General features: G+C 71.3%; 19 protein-coding genes and 1 pseudogene. 7 read left to right on the forward strand and 13 right to left on the reverse strand.

Going from position 1 to position 24,709, the window contains the following annotated elements:
• Positions 1-35: 35 nt before the first annotated feature.
• Complete coding sequence (locus ACFO60_RS27680; RefSeq protein ID WP_380845431.1) at positions 36-635, reverse strand: PadR family transcriptional regulator; 600 nt, start codon at positions 633-635, stop codon at positions 36-38.
• Positions 636-705: 70 nt separating this feature from the next.
• Here ACFO60_RS27680 and ACFO60_RS27685 point away from each other — a divergent pair, with 70 nt between their 5' ends.
• Together ACFO60_RS27685 and ACFO60_RS27690 are read left to right on the forward strand one after the other, a co-directional pair.
• On the forward strand, positions 706-1,407 hold the full coding sequence (locus ACFO60_RS27685) for an ABC transporter ATP-binding protein (protein ID WP_380845434.1): 702 nt from the start codon (positions 706-708) through the stop codon (positions 1,405-1,407).
• Complete coding sequence (locus ACFO60_RS27690; protein WP_380845437.1) at positions 1,404-4,175, forward strand: ABC transporter permease; 2,772 nt, start codon at positions 1,404-1,406, stop codon at positions 4,173-4,175. The genes ACFO60_RS27685 and ACFO60_RS27690 overlap by 4 nt, the downstream gene beginning before the upstream one ends.
• A gap of 82 nt (positions 4,176-4,257) precedes the next feature.
• Here ACFO60_RS27690 and ACFO60_RS27695 read toward each other — a convergent pair whose 3' ends face one another.
• From ACFO60_RS27695 to pgfA, 3 genes are all read right to left on the reverse strand, one after another.
• Positions 4,258-5,424: a damage-control phosphatase ARMT1 family protein gene (locus ACFO60_RS27695; protein WP_380845440.1), complete on the reverse strand. Its 1,167-nt coding sequence runs from the start codon at positions 5,422-5,424 to the stop codon at positions 4,258-4,260.
• A gap of 232 nt (positions 5,425-5,656) precedes the next feature.
• A complete protein-coding gene (locus ACFO60_RS27700) occupies positions 5,657-6,772 on the reverse strand; it encodes an NAD(P)H-dependent flavin oxidoreductase (RefSeq protein WP_380845443.1) in 1,116 nt (371 codons plus the stop codon).
• A gap of 152 nt (positions 6,773-6,924) precedes the next feature.
• Positions 6,925-7,857, reverse strand: coding sequence for a cell envelope lipid trafficking protein PgfA (gene pgfA, locus ACFO60_RS27705; RefSeq protein WP_380845446.1), 933 nt, complete (start codon positions 7,855-7,857; stop codon positions 6,925-6,927).
• Between the two features lie 380 nt (positions 7,858-8,237).
• On the opposite strand from pgfA, the gene ACFO60_RS27710 reads away from it, so the two are divergent.
• Both ACFO60_RS27710 and ACFO60_RS27715 read left to right on the forward strand, forming a co-directional pair.
• Complete coding sequence (locus ACFO60_RS27710; protein WP_380845449.1) at positions 8,238-9,197, forward strand: LysR family transcriptional regulator; 960 nt, start codon at positions 8,238-8,240, stop codon at positions 9,195-9,197.
• A 106-nt stretch (positions 9,198-9,303) separates the two neighbouring features.
• Positions 9,304-10,458: a S1 family peptidase gene (locus ACFO60_RS27715; RefSeq protein WP_380845452.1), complete on the forward strand. Its 1,155-nt coding sequence runs from the start codon at positions 9,304-9,306 to the stop codon at positions 10,456-10,458.
• A 201-nt stretch (positions 10,459-10,659) separates the two neighbouring features.
• On the opposite strand, the gene ACFO60_RS27720 is transcribed toward ACFO60_RS27715, so the two are convergent.
• Positions 10,660-11,391 carry an SDR family NAD(P)-dependent oxidoreductase gene (locus ACFO60_RS27720; RefSeq protein WP_380845455.1) on the reverse strand — a complete coding sequence of 244 codons (732 nt, stop codon included), beginning with the start codon at positions 11,389-11,391 and terminating at the stop codon, positions 10,660-10,662.
• A 162-nt stretch (positions 11,392-11,553) separates the two neighbouring features.
• Between ACFO60_RS27720 and ACFO60_RS27725 the strand changes: the two genes are divergently transcribed.
• On the forward strand, positions 11,554-12,417 hold the full coding sequence (locus ACFO60_RS27725) for a helix-turn-helix domain-containing protein (RefSeq protein ID WP_380845458.1): 864 nt from the start codon (positions 11,554-11,556) through the stop codon (positions 12,415-12,417).
• A gap of 8 nt (positions 12,418-12,425) precedes the next feature.
• Here ACFO60_RS27725 and ACFO60_RS27730 read toward each other — a convergent pair whose 3' ends face one another.
• From ACFO60_RS27730 to ACFO60_RS27750, 5 genes are read right to left on the reverse strand one after another with little or no spacing between them, the layout of a single operon-like run.
• Positions 12,426-14,579, reverse strand: a complete 2,154-nt coding sequence (locus ACFO60_RS27730; protein ID WP_380845461.1) for an alpha-galactosidase — start codon at positions 14,577-14,579, stop codon at positions 12,426-12,428.
• A gap of 11 nt (positions 14,580-14,590) precedes the next feature.
• Positions 14,591-15,454 (reverse strand): carbohydrate ABC transporter permease, encoded by an 864-nt coding sequence (locus ACFO60_RS27735; RefSeq protein WP_380845464.1) that lies wholly within the window; start codon positions 15,452-15,454, stop codon positions 14,591-14,593.
• The gene (locus ACFO60_RS27740) at positions 15,447-16,385 is read right to left on the reverse strand and encodes a carbohydrate ABC transporter permease (RefSeq protein WP_380845467.1); all 939 of its coding nucleotides are present in this window, start codon (positions 16,383-16,385) and stop codon (positions 15,447-15,449) included. Before ACFO60_RS27740 ends, ACFO60_RS27735 begins: the two co-directional genes overlap by 8 nt.
• A 5-nt stretch (positions 16,386-16,390) precedes the next feature.
• The gene (locus ACFO60_RS27745) at positions 16,391-17,659 is read right to left on the reverse strand and encodes an ABC transporter substrate-binding protein (protein WP_380845470.1); all 1,269 of its coding nucleotides are present in this window, start codon (positions 17,657-17,659) and stop codon (positions 16,391-16,393) included.
• A 49-nt stretch (positions 17,660-17,708) separates the two neighbouring features.
• The gene (locus ACFO60_RS27750; RefSeq protein WP_380845473.1) at positions 17,709-20,408 is read right to left on the reverse strand and encodes an NPCBM/NEW2 domain-containing protein; all 2,700 of its coding nucleotides are present in this window, start codon (positions 20,406-20,408) and stop codon (positions 17,709-17,711) included.
• Positions 20,409-21,511: 1,103 nt separating this feature from the next.
• On the opposite strand from ACFO60_RS27750, the gene ACFO60_RS27755 reads away from it, so the two are divergent.
• A complete protein-coding gene (locus tag ACFO60_RS27755) occupies positions 21,512-22,195 on the forward strand; it encodes an endonuclease III domain-containing protein (protein WP_380845476.1) in 684 nt (227 codons plus the stop codon).
• A gap of 191 nt (positions 22,196-22,386) precedes the next feature.
• Positions 22,387-22,698, forward strand: coding sequence for a hypothetical protein (locus tag ACFO60_RS27760; RefSeq protein ID WP_380845479.1), 312 nt, complete (start codon positions 22,387-22,389; stop codon positions 22,696-22,698).
• Positions 22,699-22,995: 297 nt separating this feature from the next.
• Here the strand turns inward: ACFO60_RS27760 and ACFO60_RS27765 are convergent, their stop codons facing one another.
• From ACFO60_RS27765 to ACFO60_RS27770, 3 genes and pseudogenes are all read right to left on the reverse strand, one after another.
• Positions 22,996-23,493: a nuclear transport factor 2 family protein gene (locus ACFO60_RS27765; RefSeq protein WP_380845482.1), complete on the reverse strand. Its 498-nt coding sequence runs from the start codon at positions 23,491-23,493 to the stop codon at positions 22,996-22,998.
• A 111-nt stretch (positions 23,494-23,604) separates the two neighbouring features.
• Positions 23,605-23,829: pseudogene (locus ACFO60_RS40855) on the reverse strand (IS256 family transposase); the annotation flags it as partial.
• Between the two features lie 233 nt (positions 23,830-24,062).
• Complete coding sequence (locus ACFO60_RS27770; RefSeq protein WP_380845485.1) at positions 24,063-24,563, reverse strand: hypothetical protein; 501 nt, start codon at positions 24,561-24,563, stop codon at positions 24,063-24,065.
• Between the last annotated feature and the right edge of the window lie 146 nt (positions 24,564-24,709).

Raw genomic sequence — 24,709 nt, forward strand, 5'->3', positions numbered from 1 at the left:
CGCGCCGGGCCGGTGACCGGGACGGCGTCCGCCGGTCACGGGCCGGCGGCGGTGCCCGGCGCTTCGCCGTCCGCCGCAGGGGCACCCTCGGCCGCCGTCACGGGACGGGCCTGGCCGGCGAGGGACGCCAGACGCTGCTCGGCGCTGTCGATCACCTGAAGGTCGGCCTTGGTGTGCGCGATGGCCGCGTCCACGAGCAGGGCGACGAGCGGGTCCGCGGCGTTGTCACGGCGCAGGCGGGTGAGCCCGGCCAGGTCGGACAGGCAGGCCTGCCGCTGGGCCGAGGTGTACTCCCTCAATGCCCCGGCGCCGAGCCGGGTCGCGGCGAGCAGCTTGAGGAACGTCTCGTCGCGGAAGCCGGACGTGCGCACGTGCGGCGCGGCGACCCAGGACCTCAGCTCCTCGGCGCCGCCGCCGGTCAGCTCGTAGAGCGTCTTGTCCGGCCGGTCGTTCTGCGCCACGTGGCTGCGGGTCACGTGCCCGTCCCTGACCAGGCGGTCGAGGATCTGGTAGAGGTGGCCGATGTTGAGGCCGCCCCACTGAGGGCCGATCGCCGCCTCGAAGCGGCCCTTGAGCTCGTACCCGTGGCTCGGCCCCTCGGCCAGCAGAGCGAGTACGGCGTGGCTCAGCGGCATCTTCCCAACCTCCCTTAGATTGTCGCAATCTATCGATAAGTCGCCCTACATTGTGACAATGTATAGACCCATGGAAGCAGGAGTCGCGTTACGGGGCGTCAGTCGCATCTATGGGTCGGCCAGAGCACTCGACGACGTCAGCGTGGAGTTCGAGCCCGGCAGCGCGGTCGCGCTCATGGGCCAGTCGGGAGCGGGCAAGTCGACCCTGCTCCACCTCGTCGGAGGCATGGACCTGCCCGACGCGGGCGAGGTGACGGTCGACGACCGGCCGCTCCCCCGCAGGCGGCTGGACACCCACCGGCGGCGCGTGGGCTTCGTGTTCCAGCGCTTCCACCTGCTCTCCGCGTTCAGCGTGCTGGACAACGTGCTCGCGCCCGTCCTTCCCTACCGCGTGGACTTCGACAGGAAGGCGCGGGCGCGCGAGTTGCTCGAAGCGGCCGGGCTGGAGGGCCGGGAACGCGCGCTGCCCGGCGAGCTGTCCGGCGGCGAGCAGCAGCGGGTGGCCATCGCCCGCGCGCTCATCGGCCACCCTCCCCTGCTGCTCGCCGACGAGCCGACCGGCAACCTCGACAGCACCACCGGCGAGGAGATCATGGACCTGCTGGCGGCCCTGCGCCGCCGGTACGGCATGACGATGATCATCGCCACCCACAACCCCGAGGTGGCCGCCTCGTGCGACCGGCTGATCCGGCTTCAGGACGGCCGCATCGTGAGCGACGAGCGCGTGGCGCCGTCCGATGACGTGCTCGACCGCATCGGACGGCTCGGGTGATCCGGCTCGCCGCCTCCCGGCTGCGGCACCGCGCCGGGCGTGCTCTGGTGCTCCTGATCGGCATCCTCGTCGCCGCCACCGGCTTCACGGTCCTCACCGGCACGGCCGAGATCCAGCGGCTGCAGATCGTCGGCACGATCAAGAAGAACTACCGCGCCCAGTACGACATCCTGGTCCGCCCGAAAGGGTCGGCCACGGAACTGGAGCGCTCGTCGAACCTGGTCAGGGCCAACTACCTGTCGGGCATCCACGGCGGCATCACGCAGGCCCAGCTGGAGCGCATCAGAGGACTGGACGGCATCGAGGTCGCCGCGCCCATTGGCATGATCGGCTACATGACCGGGACGGGGTTCGTCGACGTCCCCGTCACCGATGTGCTGGGCGAAGGAGATCGCACCCTGCTGCGCGTCGACCGCACCCGGGTGGCCGACCGCGGGCTCACCCGCATCCCCTACGCCCCTCATTACGCCTACGTCACCCGGCGGCCGCTGGCCTACACGCGGGAGGGCGGCGCGGCGCTGGCGCACGCCAGCGAACAGGTGGCGCCGGGCAAGGACGTGGCCGTGGGGAGCTCCCTGTACTGGCAGAGGCTCTCACCGCGCTCAGGCCCGTTCCCCTTCGACGGCGAGCCCACCACGAGCGCCTGGTCCACGGCGAACGGGCGGGGCGACGGACTGCCCGATCCGGTGGGGCGAGGCAGGCCCGGCGAGGCGACGGTCCTGTTCTCGCAGGAGTTCCCGCTGCTGCTCGCGGCGATCGACCCGAAGGCGGAGGCGGAGCTGGCGGGCCTGGACAAGGCGATGATGGACGGCCACTACCTCGGCCGGACGGAGGACACTCCCCGTGGAGAGATCCCCCTGATCGCGGCCGGCCGTCCCTACGCCGACCAGCAGGACGAACTCGTCATCAGCAGGTTGCCCGCCAAGGCGGCGGAGAAGGTGGCGTCCGGCCTGCCGGCCAGGACCCTGCGGAACCAGGTCACGCGGCAGGACGGCACGGTCGTCAAGAAGCTCACCGTGGGAGCCGACCGGTTCTTCACCGACATGCTCGACACCTGGCAGCACCCGGTCAGCAACAAGTCCGTGGAGCAGTACATCACCATGACCCGCTACTGGACGGCCGGCCCCGTCCAGTACGGCAAGGGCGCCGACGGCAGGCTGGTCCCGGTGCGGGTGACCAACGACCGCCAGGTGTGGCAGGACCCCTTCCTCGCGGCGTTCGTCCCCGAGCTGGCCGGTGTGGGAACGGCCCCCATCGGATCGGCCGACGCCCAGTTCCGGCGGCTGGACCTGCGCGTCATGGGCGGTGACCCGGTGAGCGACGGCGCCATGCGGGTCGTGGGCCGGTTCGACCCCGAGAAGCTCGCGGGCTTCTCCCCCCTTTCCTCGCTGCCGATGGAGACCTACAACCCTCCGTCGGTCGTCCCCGGCGACAGCCGGACCGACGCCCTGCTGAAGGGGCGGAGCCTGCTGCCCTCCGACAACCTCGCGGGCTACCTGCAGCCGCCGCCGCTGCTGCTGACCGACCTGGCGAGCCTGCGGAAGATCGCGGGCGTCACCAAGGGCGGGCAGCTCGCGAAGGCGCCGCTCAGCGTGGTGAGAGTCCGGGTCGAGGGAGTGACCGGCCCCGACCCGGTGAGCAGGGAGCGCATCAGCCAGGTGGCCCGCGACATCGTGGCCGCCACCGGGCTCGACGTCGACATCACGATGGGATCCTCGCCGACGCCGGTCACCGTGGACCTGCCCGCCGGTTCGTACGGCCGGCCCGCGCTGACCGTCAAGGAGGGCTGGGTCGACAAGGGGGTGGCCTACCGGATCCTCCAGGAGTCCGACCGCAAGTCGCTCGCCCTGTTCGTGCTCATCCTCGCCGTGTGCGGGCTGTTCCTGGTGAACGCCGCCTCGGCGGCGGTGCGGACCAGCCGCACGGAGCTGGGCGTGCTCGCCTGCCTCGGCTGGTCGCGGCGCAAGCTCTTCGGAGCCGTGCTGACCGAGACCGCCTGTGTGGGCCTGCTGGGCGGCCTGCTGTCGGCCGCGCTCGCCGTCCCTGTGTCGTCGTGGTTCGGGCTCCAGGTGTCGGCGCAGCGCGTCCTGCTCACCGTGCCCGCCGCGCTGGCGCTGGCCCTGGCGGCGGGGCTCGTCCCCGCCTGGCGCGCCTCCACCGTCCCGCCGGTCGAGGCCGTGCTCCCGGCGGTGCGGGCCGGCCGGCGGGCCCGCACGGCTCGCGGGGTCACCGGGATGGCCCTGGCCGGCCTCACCCGGGTCCCCGGCCGCACGCTGCTCGGGGCCACGACGCTCATGGTGTGCGTGTTCGCGCTGACCGTGCTTCTCGGGGTGACGTACGGCTTCCGCGGCCGGGTCGTCGGCTCGCTCCTCGGGGACGCGATCGTGCTCCAGGCCCGCCCCGCCGACTACGCCGCGATCATGGTGATGTTCGCGCTCGGCACGCTGGCCGTCGCCGACGTGCTCTACCTCGGCGTGCGCGAGCGGGACGCGGAACTGGCCGCGCTGCGGGCGACCGGCTGGAGGGGGCGCTCGCTCGCCAGGCTCGTCATCTCGGAGGGCGTCTTCATCGGCCTGTCCGGCGGCGCCGCGGGGGCGGCCGCCGGGCTCGCGGCCACGGCCGCGCTCGCCGGACGCCTGCCCTGGGCGGTGGTCGCCGGAGCCCTCGGGGCCTGCGTCCTGGCCGTCCTGCTCGCCGTGCTCGCCTCGGCGCTCCCGGCGACGCTCGTCCAGCGCCTGCCTCTGGCGGGAATCCTCGCGCAGGCATGACGGGGCGGACGGGCGAGGCGAGCCTCCTGCGCGACCTGGGCGGTCCTCGCCCAGGCGTGACGGAGCGGACCGCCGGCGGGCGTCAGGCGCGGCCCTGGATCATCGCGTGGGTGCCCGTGGTGCGCCATGGGGACCCGGTGGCGTCCAGGGCGGCGAGCTCGCGCTCGCCGACGCCCACGAGCACGTCGGACTTCAGCGTGCGCAGGGCGACCACCGGGCCCGGGAAGTAGGCGGTGACCTCCGCGAAGGGGGTGGCCGGCGGCCAGAACCGGTCTCCGGCCAGCCTGCGGTAGTTCAGGTCGCCCTTGGTGATGGTCAGGGAGGCGGAGGCGAAGTCGCCGCGCAGGTCGTCCGGCATGTCGCTGTAGGGCAGCGGCGCGCAGGAGAAGGGGTGGGCGCGCAGCGCGAGGCGTCCCGCGCCCATCGCCCGCCAGAGCCGCCCGCCCACCTTTCCCGCCTGCCCCGGCGCGGCGGCCAGCCGCCGCAGCGACTCCGCCACGTCGGCCGGCGTGGCGTCCGAGACGAAGTACGGGTACGGCTTGACGTGCAGGACGACCTCGGCGGCGAGCCCCCGGTCGAGCAGGTGGTCGATCAGCACCAGATCGGGCAGCAGCTCGCGGCCGGCGTTGTCGGCGACGAGGCAGACCTTGCCCGGCGGCCGGTCACGCAGCAGCGACCACAGCAGCGCGCTGTCGTCCACGACGAGGTCGGTGACGCGGTCGCGGCCGCCGGACGCGGTGATCGCGTGCGACAGGTCGGCGCGGTTGCCCCACAGCGATCCCAGCAGCACCCCCGCCGCCTGCTCGTGCTCGGGCAGCGTGGCGGCGTGGTCGAGCGCGGTCAGCTCGTCGTCGACCGCCGCGCTGCGCAACTCGGCCTGCTTGACCGGGCCGAACGGGTCGACGCCGCGCCATGGGCCGTCCCCGAAGTAGCCGGTGGCCTCCAGTAGCTTGCGGTAGAAGTAGCTCTCGCCCCACAGGAACGGCACGTCGACCCAGCGCCCGCCGAACCTGCCCTGCCCCCACCTCGCCCACGCGGCGTGGTCGTGGGCCGAGCCGTCGAGCGGCTCCATGACGTCGCGGACGACCTCGTCGAGCAGCCGGTCCAGCGCCCGCAGCCGGTCGAGGGAGTAGGGCAGCGCGTCCCTGACCTGCCGCACCAGGACGGGGTGCCGCTCGCGGAACACGCTCAGCGCGTACGACCCCGGCACGTTGCCCATGATCACAGGCGCGTCCGTCGCTTCCGGCATCCGCGTTCCCTCTCGTCCGCTCCCCTTGGCCCCCAGTAAACCGCACGTCCCTCACCCGCCCCGGAAGCCGGGGGGCGGGTGAGGAGGGCGAGGGGGACGCGGCGCCGGGACGGGGATAGACCACAGCGGGAGCGGCCACAGGGCCATGGACCCGGAGCGGGGAGCGGCCACGGGGCTATGGAGACACGCGGGAGGCGCGCGCAGGGGCGGGGAGCGGGCGCCGCGCGGCCGGTCAGTCGCCCGTGAGGCGCTCCAGGCGCTCGACGGCCTCGACGTACTCCTCGACCAGGTCGAACACCACGTCCTTGGCGGACTTGACCTGGTTCATGGCGCCGATGATCTGACCGGCGGGAAACGTGGCCAGCTCGGCGGCGTCGGATTGGCCGATGCGGCGCAGCGCCCCCGAGATCAGCATGAACTGCAGCGGCATCGGCAGCGTGCCGGGGGACTCGGCCGACTCCCAGGCGTCGGTCCATTCGTTCTTGAGCAGCCGCGCGGGCTTGCCCGTCCAGGACCGGGAGCGGACGGTGTCGCGCGAGGTGGCCGCGAGGATCTTCTGCCGGGCCAGTTCGGGGGTGTCGGCCTCCTCGACGGTCAGCCACAGCGAACCCGTCCAGACTCCTTCGGCGCCGAGCGCGATGCCCGCGGCCATCTGGCGGCCCGACCCGATGCCGCCCGCGGCCAGGACGGGGACGTCCACGGCGTCCACGACCTGCGGGATCAGCACCATCGTGGAGATCTCGCCGGTGTGCCCGCCCGCCTCGGTGCCCTGGGCGACGACCACGTCCACGCCGACCTCGACCTGCTTGATCGCGTGGCGCGGGGTGGAGGCCAGGGCCGCGACCTTGACGCCCTTGGCGTGGGCCAGGTCCACGACGTCCTTGGGCGGCGGCCCGAGCGCGTTGGCCAGCAGCGCGATCGGGTGCTTGAGCGCGGTCTCGACCTGGGGGCGCGCGGTGGCGTCGGTCCAGCCGAGCAGCACCCGGCCCGCGTCGGCGCCGGCGGAGAGCTGGGGGACCCCGTGCCGGGCCAGCAGGTTCTCGACGAACGCCCGGTGGCCGTCGGGGATCATCCCCTGGAGCCGGGCGACCAGGTCCTCCGGGGAGTCCACGCCGAGGTCGGCTCCGGCGTACGTGGCGGGCATGACCACGTCCACGCCGTACGGCTTGCCGTCGACGTGGTCGTCGATCCATTTGAGCTCCATCTCGAGCTCTTCCGGGGTGAAGTAGAGGGCCCCGAGCACACCCATGCCGCCGGCGCGGCTGACCGCGGCGACGACGTCCCTGCAGTGGCTGAAGGCGAAGATCGGCAACTCGATCCCGAACATGTCGGTGACACGTGTCCGCATGGCTCGAATGTACGACCGGCGCACCGGAAACTGCAACGCGTTCTAGCGAGTACTCCTGATCGGATGCGCGCGCCGCCGCATCCAGAGGTGATCATGTCGTGGCGACGCTTCCGAGAACACGTTCCACCCGGCGAGGCGGCCACCCGGAAGGACTATGCCTGCGCGTGGCGGCGCCGGGAAGGGGCGGACAGCAGCACGACGACTCCGGCGATCGCGATCAGCAGGCCCACGACCAGCATCACCAGGGGCACCGTGGTCTTGAGCAACGTGATCTGGTTCTTGCCGTCCACGGCGCTCTGGACCAGCCTGTCGACGGTGGGGGAGGTCATCTTCGCGGTGGCGACCAGGGCCACCGAGCGCTCCACGCCGTCCTGGGTCTTGAGTACCTCGTGCCGCTGCTGCTCCTGCTTCACCGGGGTCCCGCTTACGGGCTCGACCCAGAAGGTCACGACGCCGTCGTAGAAGCGGTCGACCTGGACGTCGCCCTTCTGGTCCATGCCGATCGCCGAGGCGGGCGCCGTCAGCGTGGCGATCTTGGTCGGCGGGACCGTCTGCTCGAACTTGTAGACCGGCAGGCCGTTGACCATGTCCTCGCCGACGAACCTGGCGTCGAAGGACTGCCTGGCGGAGGAGTTGAAGACCTTGTAGGTCCTCTTCTCGGTGCCGAACGGGAAGAGGTAGATCTGGCCGGTCATCTGGACCGGCTCCTTGTCCACGTTCACGCCGCAGCAGTTGACGCCCTCGCCGGTGTACTTGTTGAAGGCGCTGCGGCGCTGGTCCAGCTGGATGTTCGGCTGCGCGTGGGTGACGTCGTTGACGGCGGTGAACTCGTCCCAGACGACGCGGTCGCCCTTGGCCTCGCCCACGTCGCCGCGCGTGGTCACCGTGATGTCGAGGGAGGCGGTGAGCACCTTCACCTTGGCGATGCTGAAGTACCGCGCGTTGTCGGCGCGCAGCTCCGACACCCCGTAGTAGTCGGCCGGCGCCGCGACCAGCTTGCCCGCCGCGTAGAAGCGGATGAGCGGCGCCAGCGTGATGAGGAACGCCCCGAGCGCGATGAGAACGACTCCAGTGATGCGTCGCATCAAAATCCTCCGGGGTAAACCGACAACGCCGGATACTCGGACCCTTTGTCCAATAGCGCGTGTGTTGTCCGCGATCGTAGTGCTGCGTATGGCGTCCGTCACTCGCTCGCCCGCCAACTTGATAGAAACGTGTTCTACCTGTACCGGACCGGTGGGCGACGGGCCGCCGCCCACGCGGACCCCCTCCCGTCAGGGTGCCGGCGCACCAGGCCGTGCACACTTCTTGACAGACCCTTGCGAGGACGGCTCACTTTTTTTGCGCGGCGAATCGCCACGTTTCTGCAGGTCAGTCGCACATCAGGCATGATCCTACAAATTACAGTCAGATTTGGTGACATATCTGCATTGCGGGCATAACATTACGGCCGTACGTTCCCGGTATGGATCTGGAGCTCCGTCACCTCAAGATCGTGCGCGCGGTCGCCGAGGCAGGGAGCGTCACCAAGGCGGCGACCCAGCTCGGCCTGGCCCAGCCGTCGCTCACCGCGCAGCTCAAACGGATCGAGCGGACGCTCGGAGGTGCTCTCTTCGAGCGCGACCGCAACGGCGCCCGCCCCACTCCCCTCGGCGAACTCGTCCTGACGCGGGCACGCGTCCTGCTGCCCGCCGTGCGGGAACTCCAGGAAGAGGCGGTCCGCTTCGCCAACACCTACACGGGCATCGCCGGCTTCCGCATCGGCGCGACCCACGGGCCGATCCTCGGCGGTCTGGTCGAACGCCTCACCGTCGCCCACCCGTCCACGCCCATCAGCACCCGCACGTCATGGTCGGCGCGGGAGCTGACCACGCTGGTCAGCGCCGGACGGCTGGACTTCGCGCTCATCGGCACCTGCGGAGAGTCGGCGCCACCGGCCGCCGAGGCCATGACCTGGGCCGTCGTGGGCACCGACCCGGTGTTCGTGCTCCTGCGCGAGGACCACCCGCTGGCCGCGGAGAAGGAACTGGAGCTGTCCGGGCTCGCCGGCGAGGGCTGGGCGCTCACGCCGGGGGACGGATGCTTCTCCGACTGCTTCGCCGGAGCGTGCGCGCGAGCCGGATTCGTCCCGCGAAACGTGTACGAGACGGATGTCGCCACCTGCCTGCACCTGGTCAAGGCGGGAAAGGCCGTCGCACTGTGCCAGGCGACGTTCGAGCTGACCGCGGGGCTGGTCATGATGCCCGTCGCCGGGACCCCGCTGCGCTGGAGGCACCTGCTCGGATGGCACCCCGACTCCCTGGCCGCCCGCACCGCGCCCCTGGTCACCGACCACGCGAGGGACGCCCACGCCGAGGCCGTCCGGCGCAACGGCCGCTACGCCGACTGGCTCGTCGCCAACCCCGGGTTCGGCACCATCCCGTGACGCGGTCCGCGGTTCCATAACGCGGCGATAGGTGCCAAACGATAGCTCCGCGTCGTGCGTGAGCCCAGTTACGGTGACGGCACCCCCCCAAAACGGAGGAGAGCCAATGCTCCGCAGACGCACGGTCACCGCCGGATGCGCTCTAGCAGTCAGTGTCCTCACCCTCATGGCCGCCCCGGCCGTCGCCGACCGCGCATCGGCCGCCGCGCCCGCCGCTCCCCCGCCCGCGCCCGCCATGATCGACGCGATGAGCCGCGACCTCGGCATCTCCACCGAGCAGGCCGAGTCGCGCCTGCTCAACGAGGCCCGCTTCATGGGCGTCGAGTCGTCGGCCACCTCCAAGCTCGGCGGGAGCTACGCCGGTTCCTGGCTCAGCGGCCCGACCTCCGCGACGCTCACCGTCGCCGGCACCGACGCGGCCGCCCTGACCGGCATCCAGGGTTCCGGCGTCCAGGCCAAGGTGGTCGCGCACAGTCTCGCCTCCCTCGAAGCCGCGAAGGCCGCGCTGGACAAGGCGTCCGCGCAGGCGCCCGCGTCGACGCCGGTGTGGTTCGTCGACGTCCGCACCAACAGCGTCGTCGTCCAGTCGTCGCAGCCGGCGGAGGCGCAGGCCTTCGTCGCCGCCAGCGGCGCCGACGCCTCCCTCGTCCGCGTCGAGCAGTCCAGCGAGCGGCCGCAGACCTTCTACGACATCCGCGGCGGCGACGCCTACTACATCAACAGCTCGGCCCGCTGCTCCATCGGCTTCTCCGTCCGCAGGGGCAGCACGAACGGGTTCGTCAGCGCCGGGCACTGCGGCCGGGCGGGCAACAGCACCACCGGCTACAACCGCGTCGCGCAGGGCACCTTCCAGGGCTCGGTCTTCCCCGGCAGCGACTACTCGTGGGTCGCGGTCAACAGCAACTGGACGCCCAGGCCGTGGGTCAAGGGCAGCGGCGGCGCCAACGTGACCGTCAGCGGCTCCAGCGTGGCCGGCGTCGGCTCGTCCATCTGCCGGTCCGGCTCCACCACCGGCTGGCACTGCGGCACCGTCCTGCAGCGCAACACCAGCGTCACCTACTCGCAGGGCACGGTCTCCGAGGTCACCCGCACCAACGTCTGCGCCGAGCCCGGCGACTCCGGCGGCTCCTACATCTCCGGCAGCCAGGCCCAGGGCGTGACCTCGGGCGGCTCCGGCAACTGCAGCTCCGGCGGCACCACCTTCTTCCAGCCGGTCAACGAGATCCTCTCGGTCTACGGCCTCACCCTGGTAACCGGGTAGCAGCCCCCCTCACCCGGGTTACAGGAAGCGCCGCCCTCCCAGGAGGGCGGCGCTTCCCCTTTTCGCGGCCGATCCGGCGGCCACCGGCGTTTTCGCGGCCGATCCGGCGGCCACCGGCGTCTTCGGGGTCGATCCGGCGGCCGCCGGCGTCTTCGCGGTCGCCGGCCCGGTTCCGGTCGTCAGGCGGCCCTGTTCCGGTCGTCAGGCGGAGTCCTTGACGGCGGTCCAGCCGCCGTCGACGACCAGGCACGCCCCGGTCACGTACGAGCTCTCCTCGCAGGCGAGGAAGGTCACCGCGGCGGCCACCTCGTCGGGCCGGCCGAACCGGGCGGCGGCCGTGCCGGCCACGCTGCGGCGGCGGTCCTCCTCGCCGATGCCCTCCCAGGCGGGGGTGAGGATCGGGCCGGGAAGCACGGTGTTGACCCGCACCTCGGGGCCGTACTCCACGGCCAGCTGGCGGCCGAGCGACACCAGGCCCCCCTTGGCCGCCGCGTACGCGGGATGCGCGGGCAGACCGACGAGGGCGTGCACGGACGAGCTCAGCACCACCGCGCCGCCGCCTTCGCGCAGGAGCGCGACGCAGGCGCCGACCGCCAGGTACGCCGCCTTGAGGTTGACCGCGATCTGCCGGTCCCAGTCGCTCTCGGCCAGTTCGTGGGCGGGGGCCCGCACCACCACGGCGGCGTTGCTGTGGAGCACGTCCAGCCGCCCGAACTCGGTTCGCGCCGTGTCGGCGACCCGCCGCCAGGTGGCGGCGTCGGCGACGTCGCCGGTGACCGCGAGCACTCCGGGCCGTCCCGCGCCCTGGTGGGCGACGTCGACCGCGATCACCCGCGCGTCCTCCTGAAGGAAGCGGTCGACCACCGCGGCGCCGATGCCGGACGCCGTGCCGGTCACCACGGCGACCCTCCCGGACAGCAATCCCCGTCCCATGATCTGTGTCTCCAAGGTGTGATGAGCCCGTCCGGCCGGACGGCCTCCCCGATTGGCCGGGCATTTCCGTCGTCATCAGTCAACCGGCGCGGGCGGCCTGAGGGGAATGGCGGATGTTCGCCAGTACCTGGACGATCCGATGGTCGATGTCATACTGGGGCGATGCCGATCCAGGAAGGGTTCCGCAACCAGCGGCTGACCGTCGTCCCGCGCCGCGTCGCCGCGGACGCCCAGGCGCGCGCGGTGACCAGACGCCTCATGGTGACCGACTGCGGCTACTACCCCGACGCGGCCGACCACCTGGTGAACCGGCCGAACGGCACCGCGGAGACCATCCTCATCCTGTGCGCGGCAGGCGTCGGGTGGGCGGAGGTCGATGGCGCCCAGCACCGCGTCGGGCCGAGCACCGCCGTGGTGATCCCCCGCGGCGCCCCGCACTCCTACGGCGCGTCCAAGGACGTCCCCTGGACGATCTGGTGGTGCCATATGCGCGGCACCGACGTGCCCGAGCTGGTCGAGGGCATCGGCGCGACCGCCTCCAGGCCGGTGATCCCCATCCGCCGGCTCGACCGGGCGGTCGCGCTGCTCGACGAGGTCATCATGATCCTCGAACGCGACCACTCGCCGGCGAGCCTGACGGGGGCCGCGGGCACGGCGTGGAAGCTCCTCACGCAGATCGTGCTCGACCGCGCCATGCCCGCGCCCGGCGACCCCCTGCAGCGGGCGATGGCCTACCTCGCCGAGCGGCTCGACAGCACCATCAGGGTCGCCGACCTCGCCGCGCTGGTCGGCGTCTCACCGTCGCATCTGAGCGCGCTGTTCCGCCGCGCGACCGGGGGCGGGGTGCTCGCGCACCAGACGGCGCTGCGGATGGCGCAGGCGCGTCACCTGCTCGACACGACCGACGCGACGGTCGCGAGCATCGCGCGCGAGGTCGGCTACCACGACCCCTTCTACTTCTCCCGTCACTTCAAGCGGATGCACGAGGCCAGCCCGACCGAGTACCGCGACCGCGCCAAGGGATGAGCCGCGCCTCATGAGGCGGCGCCGGTAACGCGCAGCAGCACCGACCGGTCCACGTCCAGCGAGGGCGCTTCGACTCCGACGAGCCGCAGCACCCGCCCCGGCATGGTCACGCCACTGCGCTGCCACGGCGGGAGCACCGCTCCGGACGCGGGCGGCTCCCCCGGGTACACCACCTCGACGGTGTAGAGGCGGTCGTCGTCCAGCCCGGGCAGCCTGACGCGGCCCGGCGGCCAGGTCGCGGGCCGCTCGACGACGCTGAACGCGTAGAGCGCCTCGCCGCGGTCGGCCGCGACGACCCCCTGCAGGCGCAGGGCCGCGTCGGGGAGGTCGGCGTTCACGACGGTCCCGGAGTGCAGCAGGGCCCGGTGCTCCTTGTGGAAGGCGACCCACTTGGCGAGGGCCGCGCGGGTCTCGCCGTCGGCGGCGAGCAGGTCGACCTCGACGCCCAGGTGCCCCCACAGCGCCTTCTCGGCGCGGTAGTCGAGCGGATGGTCGCGGTGGGTGGTGTGCGACTCCCGCGCTCCGATGTGCGTGCCCTGCATCTCGGGCGGCACCAGGAGCCCCGTCCAGCGCTGGATCTCCAGCCGCTCGTGCGGGTCGTTGCAGTCGCTCGGCCAGACCCGGTCGGCGAACTCAAGGACGCCGAGGTCGACGCGCCCGCCGCCGCTGGCGCACGACTCGATCTCAAGTCCCGGGTGGGCGGCCTTGAGCGCGGCCATCAGCCGGTAGGCCTGTTCGACCTGCCTGCGCACCCCCGGCCGCCCCTCGGGGCCGTGGCCGGCGTCGAGCAGGTACCGGTTGTGGTCCCACTTGATGTAGGCGATGCCGAGCGACCCCACCAGGGAGCTCATCCGGTCGAGGACATAGGCGTACGCGCCGGGATGCCCCAGGTCGAGGACATGCTGGTAGCGGGAGGGGAGTCCGGGGCCGTGCCCGGCGTCGAAGATCCACTCCGGGTGCTCGCGAGCGAGGCCGGAGTCGAGGTTGACCATCTCCGGCTCGAACCACAGCCCGAAGTCCATGCCCAGTTCGCGGACGCGGGCGGCGAGCGGTTCGAGCCCGTCCGGCCACACGTCCGGGTCGACCGTCCAGTCGCCCAGCGCCTTGGTGTCGTCCCTGCGGCCGAGGAACCAGCCGTCGTCCAGCACGAACCGCTCGGCGCCCAGCTCCGCTCCGCGTTCGGCGAGCGCCGCCAGGGTGGCGAGATCGTGCTGGAAGTAGACGGCCTCCCAGGTGTTCAGCACGACCGGCCGGGGCGAGCGGGGGTGCCGCGCCCGCGAACGCAGGTGCCGGTGGAAACGCGCGGCGAGGTCGTCCAGTCCCAGGCCCCACGACCCGTACTGCCACGGGCTCTGGTACGAGTCGCCCTGGCCCAGCACCACCTCGCCGGCGAGCAGCAGTTCGCCCGCCGCGAGGTGCCGGGTGCCCGCCGGGGTCCGCTCGGCGGCGAGCACCTGGTTGCCGCTCCAGGCCAGATGCGTCGCCCACACCTGGCCGTCCCTGAACCCGAACCCTTCCTCGCCGGCGACCAGCAGCAGGGTGTGCTCGAGCCCCGGCTTGCCTCCGCGCGAGGCCCTGACCCACTCGCCGACGTGGAACGGGCGGCGCTGCGGCACCCGTTCGAGCGCCCAGCGGCCGGTGAGGTCGAGGATCTCCGTCGCCTCCGGCGGCACGGGCAGCGCCAGTTCGAGGCCGTCGACGCGATAGGGCGCCGCGGCGTCGTTCCTGATCCGGGCCCGCTGCCGGACGAGGCCACTGGCGGCGAGCACCTGGATCTCGATCTCGGCGGCGAGGCCGTACTCGGGGTCGTGCGCCGTGCCGCGCAACAGGGGGCCGCCGTCCGCGCCCTCGTCGACGTGGTGCGTCGCGTCCCGGAACTTCGGCGCCCAGCGGCGGCCGTCGCCGTCGCCGGCCAGCCCCGGGCGGCCGAGCCATCCCTCGGCCAGCTGCGGAAGCACCGGTACAGGCTGGGGATAGGTGACCGGGCTGTCGCCGACGGCGGGCAGCGCGGCCTGCCGCAGGTCGGCCAGGACCTCGCCGGTGAGCGGGCCGAGGTCCTGACCCCAGTGCAGGATGCGCGGGAGCCTGCCGCCGTCGGTGGCGACGACCATGCTGGTGCCGCCCGCGCGCAGATGGATCGGCGTGTGCCGGCTTTCGTTCACGTGTGGTCCCGTCATCCTTTGAGTCCGCTGCTCGCGATGCCCGCGAAGAACTGCCGTTGCAGGATCAGAAAGACGATCACGAGCGGAATGGAGCATACGAACGCCCCCGCCATGAGGGTCGGGTAGTCCGTGCCGAACTGTCCTTGCAGCCCGGCGAGGCCGACCGGCAGCGGCCGGTTGTCCCCCGAGGGGGAGACGATGAGCGGCCATAGCAGGTCGTTCCACGAGTACAGACCCGTCAGCACGGCGAGCGCGGCGAGCATCGGCCGGGCCATCGGGAGCATGACGTGCCAGAACACCTGGAAGGGGTTGGCGCCGTCGAGCCGCGCGGCCTCCTCGAAGTCCTTGGGCATCGAGCGGAAGGCCTGGCGCATCAGGAAGGTGCCGAAGGCCGAGAACAGCCCGGGGATGGCGAGCGCCGGCAGGGTGTCCAGCAGCTTCAGGCCGCGAACGAGCTCGTACTGGCCGATCAGGAAGAGCTGGCTCGGCACCATCAGCATGACGATAAACAGGCCGAACAGCGCCTCGCGTCCCCGGAACGGTATGCGGGCGAAGGCGTACCCGGCGAGCGAGGCGACCGCGAGCTGACCGGCCACCCGCAGGACCAGCGACCCGGCCGAGACCGCGAACATCGACCAGAACGGCACGGTCGAGAAGAACGTCGTGAACGACCGCAGGTCGAAAACCTCCGGCAGCACCGTCGGCGGCACCCTGGTCGCCTCGGCGGTCGTCTTGAACATGGTGACGATCTGCCAGGCGAACGGCACCACCATGACGACCGCGGCGACGATCAGGATCGCGTGGACCGGCCAGGTGGTGGCGGCCGGTCCACCGCGCCGCAGGGCCCGCTCCGAGCGGGCCGGCGGTTCAGCCATAGAACACCCACGATCTCTGCAGGCGGAACTGCAGGGCTGTCACGATCATGATCACGATGAGCAGCACGACCGCGACGGCCGCGCCGTAGCCCTGCTGGAACTGGACGAACGCCTTCTCGTAGAACAGGTAAACGATCGTCTTGGAGTCGGCGAGAGCCGTGTTGTTCACCCCGCGCAGCATGACGAAGAGCAGGTCGAACATCTGCAGGGCGGCGATGACGCCGAGGATCGTGACGAAGAAGATGCTCGGCGTGAGCAGGGGCAGGGTGATGTGGCGGAACTGCCGGACGCGGCCGGCGCCGTCGAGGGCGGCGGCCTCGTAGAGGTCCTTGGGGATCGCCTGCAGCCCGGCGCCCAAGATGATCATGTTGATGCCGAGGCTCATCCAGATGCCGACCGCGCCGAACGCGTAGATCGTGAACCGGGGGTCGGCCACCCAGAACTGGCCGGTGACCCCGAACCACGACAGCACGGTGTTCAGCAGGCCGAAGTCGCCGTTGTAGATGAACCGCCAGACCATGCCGATGGCGACGGGCAGGGTGACCACCGGCAGGAAGAACAGCACGCGGTAGACCGCGCGGCCCCGGCCGACCTGCTCGACCAGCGCGGCCAGCACGATCGCCAGAGGGATGCCGAGCAGGATGATCGCGGTGTAGAGGGCGGAGTTGCCGAACGCCTTCCAGAACTCCTCGTCGCCGAGAAGGGCCGTGTAGTTGCCGAGCCCCACGAAGGTGGCCGGCCCGAACGCGGGCACGTCCTGGAAGCTCTTGATCAGCGTGGACAGGAACGGCCAGAGGTACAGGGCGGCCAGGCCTATCAGGGCGGGGGCGATGAACGCGGCCGCCCACCGGCCGCCGGGCTCGCCGACGCCTGTGCGGCGGCCGGCCGGCCGCCGCACAGGCTCGCTCGCCCGCACGGGCTTCGTCGTCACGGACGTCATTGCTTCGCGAGCACCTTGTCGACGGCGTCCTGGTACTCCTTGGCCGCCTCCTGGACCGGCTTCCTGCCCTCCCACGCGGGAGCCAGGTACTGCGCGGCCAGCCCCTGCCACTCCGAGGCGTTGCCCGCGACCGGGAGGGGGACGCTGTAGTCGATGGCGTCGATGAAGACCTGCAGGTGGAACTCGGGCATCGCGTCGAGCCACGGCTTCTGCGTCCCGGTGTAGGCGGGAAGCACGGTGCCCGTCGCCGCCTGGATCTCGGCGGCCCTGGCGCCGCCGAGGAAGGCGAGGAACTTCTTCAGCTCCTCCGGGTGCTTGCTGCCGGCGTACCCGGCGTTGCCGATGCCGCTGGTGACCGTGGCGCGCTTGACGCCCTGCGGCAGGGGCGCGACGTCGATCTTGCCCTTCAGGTCCGCGTTGTTGTGGAAGCGGAAGGCCCAGTAGGCGCCGGAGAGGTACATGGCGACCTTCTGGCTCTCGAACATCGAGACGGCCTCGGTGTCCGACAACTGCTTCAGCGTCGGCGACGAGCCCGCCGCCTGCAGGTCGGTCCAGAATTTCAGGCCCGCGACGCCGGGCGCGCTCGCGAAGTCCGAGGCGGTGCCCTCCGGGTTCACGATCTGCGCGCCGGCCTGCAACATCGTGTTGTAGAAGCCGCCCTGCGCGTCGATCGGCGCCGCGATGCCCCACACGCCCTTGGCCTTGTCGGTCAGCTTCCTGGCCGCGTCCTGCACGTCCTGCCAGTCCCAGGTGTCGTCCGGGTAGGCGACCTTGGCCGCGTCGAAGAGCGCCTTGTTGTACCAGACGCCGTTGGTGTCGAAGTCCTTGGGCAGCGCGAAGATCTTGCCCTCGTAGGTGTAGGAGTCGGAGACGGCCTTGGGGTAGACGCCCATGTCGATCCCGGCGGACTTCACCGTGCCGGACAGGTCGAGCAGCTGACCGCCCTTGGCGTACTCGCGGAAGTGGTCGGCGAGCATCCAGAACGCGTCCGGCGCCGTGCCGCCCGCGGCCCCCACCTGGAGCGTCGACCAGTACTCCGGCCACGGCAGCGTCTGGACCTTGACGGTGATGTTCGGGTTGGCCTTCTCGAACTCGGCGGCGATCTGCTTCATCGCCGGCGCCTGGTCCTCGCTCCAGTTCGCGTAGGTGAGGGTGACCTTCTCCGCCGACGTCGACGCCGACCCGCCACCCTGCCCTCCCGAGCAGGCGGTGAGGAGTGCCCCCGCCGCGACCATCGCCGCGGCGGCCGTCCACTTGCTTCTCATGGTGTTCCTTCGATCGTGCTGCGCCCCGGTCGTCGTGACCGGCACGGTGTTACCGGCTGGGGAGTGTGACGTGCAGGGTCGTGCCGACCCAGTCGACGTGCACACCTATGTCGCCCTGCGTCGCCGCCTCGCTGCGCAGGCACAGGGTCCGGACGCCTCTGACGTCCAGGCTGAACGTCGTGACGGGCTTGCCTCCCTCGACGACGGCGGTGAAGAGCTCGCGTCCGTCGCCCAGGACGGCGACGGCGGCGCGGCCGGTGGACTCGTCGTCGACGCCGACGGCGCCGGCGAACGTCTCCGCGCGCCCGCCGAGGTGGAAGATCGCCTCCGAGTACGGGGCGGTGCCGAGGCCGCGTTCGAACCTCTCGCCCGCGACGCGCATGGGCAGGCCGTCGCCGGGGTTGCCCGCCCCGTTCGACAGGTCGCGCTCGACGGGACCGTCGTCGTTGACGAACGCGATCATCGGCAGGTCCGAGAGCTCGTGGTCTCCGGGCGTCAACGGGCGCACGACGCGCGCGTGCGCGACGACGGGCACCCGGCCGTCGCCGTCGCGTTCGACCGTCACCACCCCGAGCCGTCCGGGACGAAGCGAGGCGCCGGGACTGACGACCCACTCGACCCCGCCGGTGCGGACGGCCCGCCCAGTCTCGCCGGTGCGGACGGTCCATCCGGTCTCGCCGGTGCGGCGGGCCGTCCAGCCCGCCGGCAGGCGCAGCCGGGCATCGGCGTCGGTCGTGATCGACGCCGTCCCGTCCGGCCCCACCTCGGCGACGGCCGGGTGCACGGCCGGCGCGGACAGGAGCGGCCGTGGCGCGGCGCGGAACAGTGCGGCGCCCGCCGGTGCGACGATGGCGACGAAGCCGCCGTCGCGAGCGACCTCGACATCGACCCCGTCACCAGCGGTCACGGTCCTCTCCGCGAGCCCGGCGGCCGGCACCTCGCCGGTCGCGGGTGAGGCGTCGCCGACGATCCACACCTGGGCGTCCGGCCCGAGCCCGAGCCGGTCGAACGGCACGCGGATCGTACGGGCCTCCCCGGTGGCGATTCCTCCCACGAACCACCGGTCACCGGCGCGGCGGGCGATGACCGCGTGGCTGTCGGGATCGCCCGCCGGCAGCACCGTCTCCTCCCAGACCGGCGCGAGCTCCGCCAGGAACCGCGCCGCGAGCGGGCGGGCGGCATAGGAGTCGACGTGGCCGGCGAAGTGGGTGATCCCGCACTCGAACGCCACCGACAGCCCGAGCTCGTGGCCGTCGCTGGTCGTGCGGCCCGCCGCGCCGAACGCGACCGGCGTGGCGTCCATCCCGCCGACGATGTTCCGGGTGAACGGCTGGATGACGTTGTGCGCGGCGGTGAGCGCCTGGTTCTCGAAGAACACGTAGTACTCGGCGCCGCGGATCGCCTCGTACCCGATCACCTGGGGGAAGGCGCGCCCCCAGCCGCGCGGGACGACCGAGCCGTGGAAGTTCACCATGAGCCCGAGCCGCGCGGTCTCGGTGAGGATCGTGTCGTACCAGCGGTAGCGGTCCTTGGACTCCGACTCCATGAAGTCGACCTTGATCCCGGCGACGCCCCACGACCGCCACAGGGCCAGCTTCCCGAGATCTTGCGGACTGTTGAGGTCGCGCCAGATCGTCCACAGGTGCACCTGGACGCCGCGGCGGCTCGCGTACGCCACGATCTCCGGCACCCAGGTCTCCTCCCATCCGCAGTCGATGAGCAGGTGCTCCCAGCCGAGGTCCGCGGCGACGTCCACGAAGTGCTTCTGCTTGTCCAGCTGCGCGCCCGAATAGAAGTCCGACCACCACGACCAGGCCGCGCGGCCCGGCCGGACCCACTCCGCGTCCTCCAGCTCGGGCGAGGCCGCCGGCGCCAGCTCGTCCACGAACAGCGAGGACACCAGCTCCGGCAGCGTCCCGACGAGGAACACCCGCCACGGCGTGACCGGGCCGCGGGTGACCTCGACGCTCGCGTCGGCGAGCGTGAACCGCAACGTCCGGCCGCCGTCCGTCCCGGGGTCGCCCGCCACGACGTGCGCACCGGCGAACCGGCCGTCGATCCCCGACTCGGTGATCAACAGGTGCGCGGCCCCGCCGAGCCGGGCGAGGAACGGGAACCCGTACGCGCCGCCGCTCGCCAGCTCGGCGGTGCCGGCGCCGAAGCGGGGCGTCTCATACCAGGTCTGGTAGTCCAGCACCCAGTTCCTCGACCCCGCCGGCAGCCTGACGCAGGTGCGGTCACCCGTGACGCGGGCCGTCCCGTCCAGCGTGGGCATCACGTACCGGATCGCGACGCCGTCGCGCGCGACCCGCATGACGACCTGCCATTCGACGCCGGCCTCGCGGAAGGTGTGCACGCTCTCGCGGTGCTCATAGTGGTGCTCGCCGACCGCCTTGCCAGAGCGTGCCCGAAACCGGTCGCGGACCGTCCGCTCCGAGACGCTCACCAACTCGGCGCCGACGCCGCTCCCTGCCCCGGCAGCCAGCCCCACACCACCGTCGGACTCCGCACCGACACCGAACCCAGCACCACCACCGAACCCAGCACCACCGTCGGACTCCGCACCGACACCGGACTTCGCACCGGCGCCGAGCTCCATGCCATCGACCGCGAATCCGAGCGGGACACCGTCAAGAACGGTCTCGCCGTTCCAGGCGACGGTCAGCCGCACGCCCGCGTCCGTGTTCCGGATCCAGGCGCTCACCGCGCCCGCGCTCGACACGGGCAGAGGGCGTACTTCGTCGGTCACCACGTTCTCCATACAGATGCGGACTGGACTTCACTGGGACAGGCCCGGTCAAGTGAGGTAACTATGAGGCCAGCTAGGAGCGACCGGAATGGTGGAATCGGCGGATCGCCTGGACGATCCGACTATGAGCGTCCGCGCAGCCGCCGTCCTCGCGCACCCCGCGCGTCCAACTGTGGACCCAGGGCAGAGCGACGCCCCGCGCCGCCCCCCTGACAAGAGCCGGGGCACGTCGTCCCTCTCACCCATCCGCTTCAGCGGGGCATACGGCGCCAGGATCCGGCGCGGCGGTCCGAGCGCCACGGTGAAGACCAGGCGCAGTCCGGCGAACCCTAGATCGTCTCGCACAGGCGCCGGAGATCACCTACAGCGACGTGGTGTACGAGCCCCCTCACGCTGACGCGCCACTGGGGAAGCGAGAGCGGGGTGGTGGTCCCACCCGTTGCTCATGCCGCCGGTCGCCGTCGCCGCGCCCACCCGAAACCCCGTGCCCTCAGGGTCCGCGAGAACAACCCAGCCGGCACCATCGGATTCCCAGCGATCATCAACGATGGTGACCCCGAAATTCCGTCACCGCCGCCACAACCACCACCACCCGATTACAACCACCGCCGCGACACCCCACCGCCGTCGCGACCACAACCACCGCCGCCACCACGGCCGTCGCGGCACCACCACCGCCACCATGACGGCCGCCGACACAGCACGATCGGCCTCCATCGGCACCTCGATCAGTACCCGGGTATCGGGTGGGCGCGGCGACGGCGCCTGGCGGCATGAGCAACGGGTGGGTCCACCACCTCAACCGCTTTCCTGACAACGCGCTCGGACGAAGAAGACTCGTGCACCACTTCACTGCACGTGAGCGTGCCGCAGACGGCGGACAGGCCAGCGGACTTGCGGGCTTCCCGGACTTCCCGGACTTCCCGGACTTCCCGGACTTCCCGGGAACGTATCCGCCCGGGTGAGGTGACTATGAGCCCGGCTAGGAGTCTCAGGAATGGTGGAACCGGCGATCCCTGGACGTCCGACCATCACCGGACCTGTCCAACGCTTCCGCGGCACGATGATGGGCATGGATGGACGTCGGGTGAGAAAGGCGGGAGATGACCGAGGCTGATCGCGAGACCATCGAGGAGGTGCTCCGGCGGCTGCGCGCCCGGCAGGGCCCCTTCGTCCCGGGCCGGGCGCTGCCCGTCGTCGATCAAGTGGTGGCCACCGTGCTGTCGCAGGCCACCTCCGACCGCAACTCCGAGCGGGCGTTCGCCACGTTGAAGTCCCGGTTTCCCCACTGGGAACAGGCCGCGGACGCTCCCGTGGACGAGGTGGCCGACGCCATCCGGTGCGGCGGCATCGCCGACCAGAAGGCACGGCGCATCCAGCGGATCCTGGCCCTCATCGAAGAACGGGAAGGCCGCATCGACCTCGCCCGCCTGGACGACCTGGACGACGAGGCCGTGGAGTCGTACCTGACCTCACTGCCCGGTGTCGGCCCCAAGACCGCGGCATGCGTGCTCGTCTTCTCGATGGGACGTCCCGCGTTCCCCGTCGACACCCACGTCCACCGCGTCGCCACCAGGCTCGGCTGGATCCCGCCCGGCACGACCGCCGAGAAGGCCCACCGGCTCCTCGCTCCCCAGGTGCCCCCCGAGATCCGGCACGAACTGCACATCGCCCTGATCATCCACGGCCGCACCATCTGCCAGGCCCGCCGCCCCCACTGCGAGACATGCCCCCTGACCGACCTCTGCGACTACGCCTTCACCTTCGCCCCCACCGCCGAACACTGACATCCGCCGGCTGGACCCGCAGAGCCCCGCCCTGACCTGACCTGAGAATCCGACTGGGTTGAGACTCGCCGAGCCGAGCCACCCGCGCCACGTTCGGAAGCTGACCGCTTCTGGACACCGCCTACCAGATCGGTCCAAGGCGGCACGGGTAAGGATGCACGCGTCCGTACCCCCCACGAAAAGAGCGCCTCATGAATGCTCTGGTCAAGCGCGTGGTCATGGTCTCCGCCGCGGCCGTCCTGGCGAGTGCCGTCACCGCACCGCCCGCCCTGGCGAGTGCCGTCATCGCACCGCCCGCTCTGGCCATGGACGCCAACTACACCTGCACGAGCGGCACCCGATTCCTGCTGTCCGACCTGTTGGGCTACTACATCTTCGCGAGCGACTGCACGGGGTCGGGCACCGGCACCTACGGGACCATCACCATTCCGTCCGGGAGCTTCTTCTGCCAGAACGTCGGCTACTACCCCGACATCGACTACGCCAACGGCCAGCGCTGCTGACCCACCGGCCGAACCTTCGGAAAGCGATCCGTCCTGGCCGGCTCGCCAGGTCCGGCCGAAGGCCATAGGGGCGAAGCCCGGAACACGGCCCGACCCGGAGCGTGCCCAGCGCGCGAAGGCGAAGACCGGCCGCCACAGAGACCGGCCTCTCCTCCACAGGTGGCGCCCCGATTCCGGTGTGAACCGACAGGCGTGGTTCCGGCTTCAAGGGTGAGGTCACGTGGTGGCGGTGACGATCGGCCCCTGATGCAGCCGCCGGCGGCCGTGCGCGACTGGGCGAACGGCACATCAACGAGGTCAGCGAGGCTCGGCGCCGTTGTGACCTGGTGGGGCAGTGACAGGGCCCTTGGCGTGGTGGTCGCGGATGGCGTCCAAGACCTCGGCGAGCATGCCGCGGGCCGCAGCCGAGCGCAGATGGTCCAGGTAGTCGCGGGATTCGACGATCTTTCCGTCCCTGACGCGCATGACGAAGACGGCCGGGATGGTGAAGGGTTCGCCGGTCTCCACCACGATGCCTTCGTACTGGAACTCGGCCACGATGACCTCGGGATCGGTGGTCTCGTGGACGTTGATCCGGGTCGGCCGACGCCGCAGGGTCGGGCCCTGGTACGGCTGTGGCCCGCCGCCGAAGTGGGCTCGTAGCTCTTCGCGGGATAGCAGCGGCGGTGCCCCCACCGGGTGGAACGGGTGGGAGACATCGGTCTGCTCCGCGTACAGGTCCACCACGTCCGCCCAACGCTCTTCACAGACGCCGTGCACGAGTTTCAGGAACGCTTCGCGAGGGGTTCCGGTCATCGGATCACCATAACCGGCCCACCTTGAGGGCGAACCGGGTAAATCCACGGGCGTGGGTTCCGGCTTCAGGGTGAAGTTACGCAGTGGCGGTGTCGGTTGATCGGGCTGGTGGAGTGGCGGGGCGGGGCGGGGTCGGAGTTGGCGGGGCGGTTGCAGGAGCGAGCGGCGTAGGTCTTGGAGGAGGCGGAGCCCGGCTGGGGTCATGGTCATGCCGCGCCGGCCGCGGGAGGCGCGGTCCAGGACGGCTCACACGATGCTGATGCGGCTGGTTTCGCCGGGAAATCGGCCGATGACCTTGGCGCGGCGGCGGGCATCGCCGAAGGTGCGCTCGATGAAGATCCCTCGAGCCGAGGGCTCGGCGAGGTCTTGACGTATGTGGGTTGCGAACCAGCATGACACCGGAGACGCGAAAGCCGGGCCACCACCTGCGGAGGTTAACCCGGCTTCACTTCATTACCCCGAGTGGGACATGCACTACCTATAGTAGTCGTCCCAGTGATTCCGTCAAGCCGGTCGCTCGGCTCGGCCTGAGTCCTCCGCGCCGAGATGACGTCACTCGGACCGGAGCCTCACTCGTTCCGGACACCTCGGGACGCGGCGCTCCTGCGTCCGGCGAGCAGCGCGGCGGCCATCACGACGCCGCAGACCAGCAGCGGCCAGCCGTACGGACGGCGCGGTTCCCAGTTGTCGAACACGATCGCCAACCCAGACACCAGGACGCATGCCGTGCAGAACCACGCGAAGCCGCGACCCGCGGCCCTATAACCGCTGTTGACCAGGACGAAGAGAACGACGGCCAGCACCACGCCTGGCAGCGCCAACTGCACGCAATAGACGATTTGTCGCACCTCGTACGACTGCGCCTCCACGACCGGATCAAGAAGGACCTCGATAAGCAGGGTGACGATCGACAGGGGAAAGGCCATCAGCAACATCAGCACCCACCCGTAGACCGAGTCCCCCAGGCGCCCCTCCATGGTCATCCAGGTGAGCACACCCACTGCCGCAAGGTAGAACACCACCGCCACCATTTCCGGCAGCGCAAGCGGCCCACTCACACGGCGAGCCATCGCGCCTCCCATACCGCGATCACACCCGGCGGTTTCGGGTGGGCGCGGCGACGGCGACCAGCGGCATGGGCAACGGGTGGGCCCGCCACCCCAACCCCCGCTCGCCTGACAACGCGCCAGCACGAAGGAGACTCGTACACCACTTC

The organism is Sphaerisporangium dianthi (genome assembly GCF_042654065.1).
GTDB lineage: Bacteria > Actinomycetota > Actinomycetes > Streptosporangiales > Streptosporangiaceae > Sphaerisporangium > Sphaerisporangium dianthi.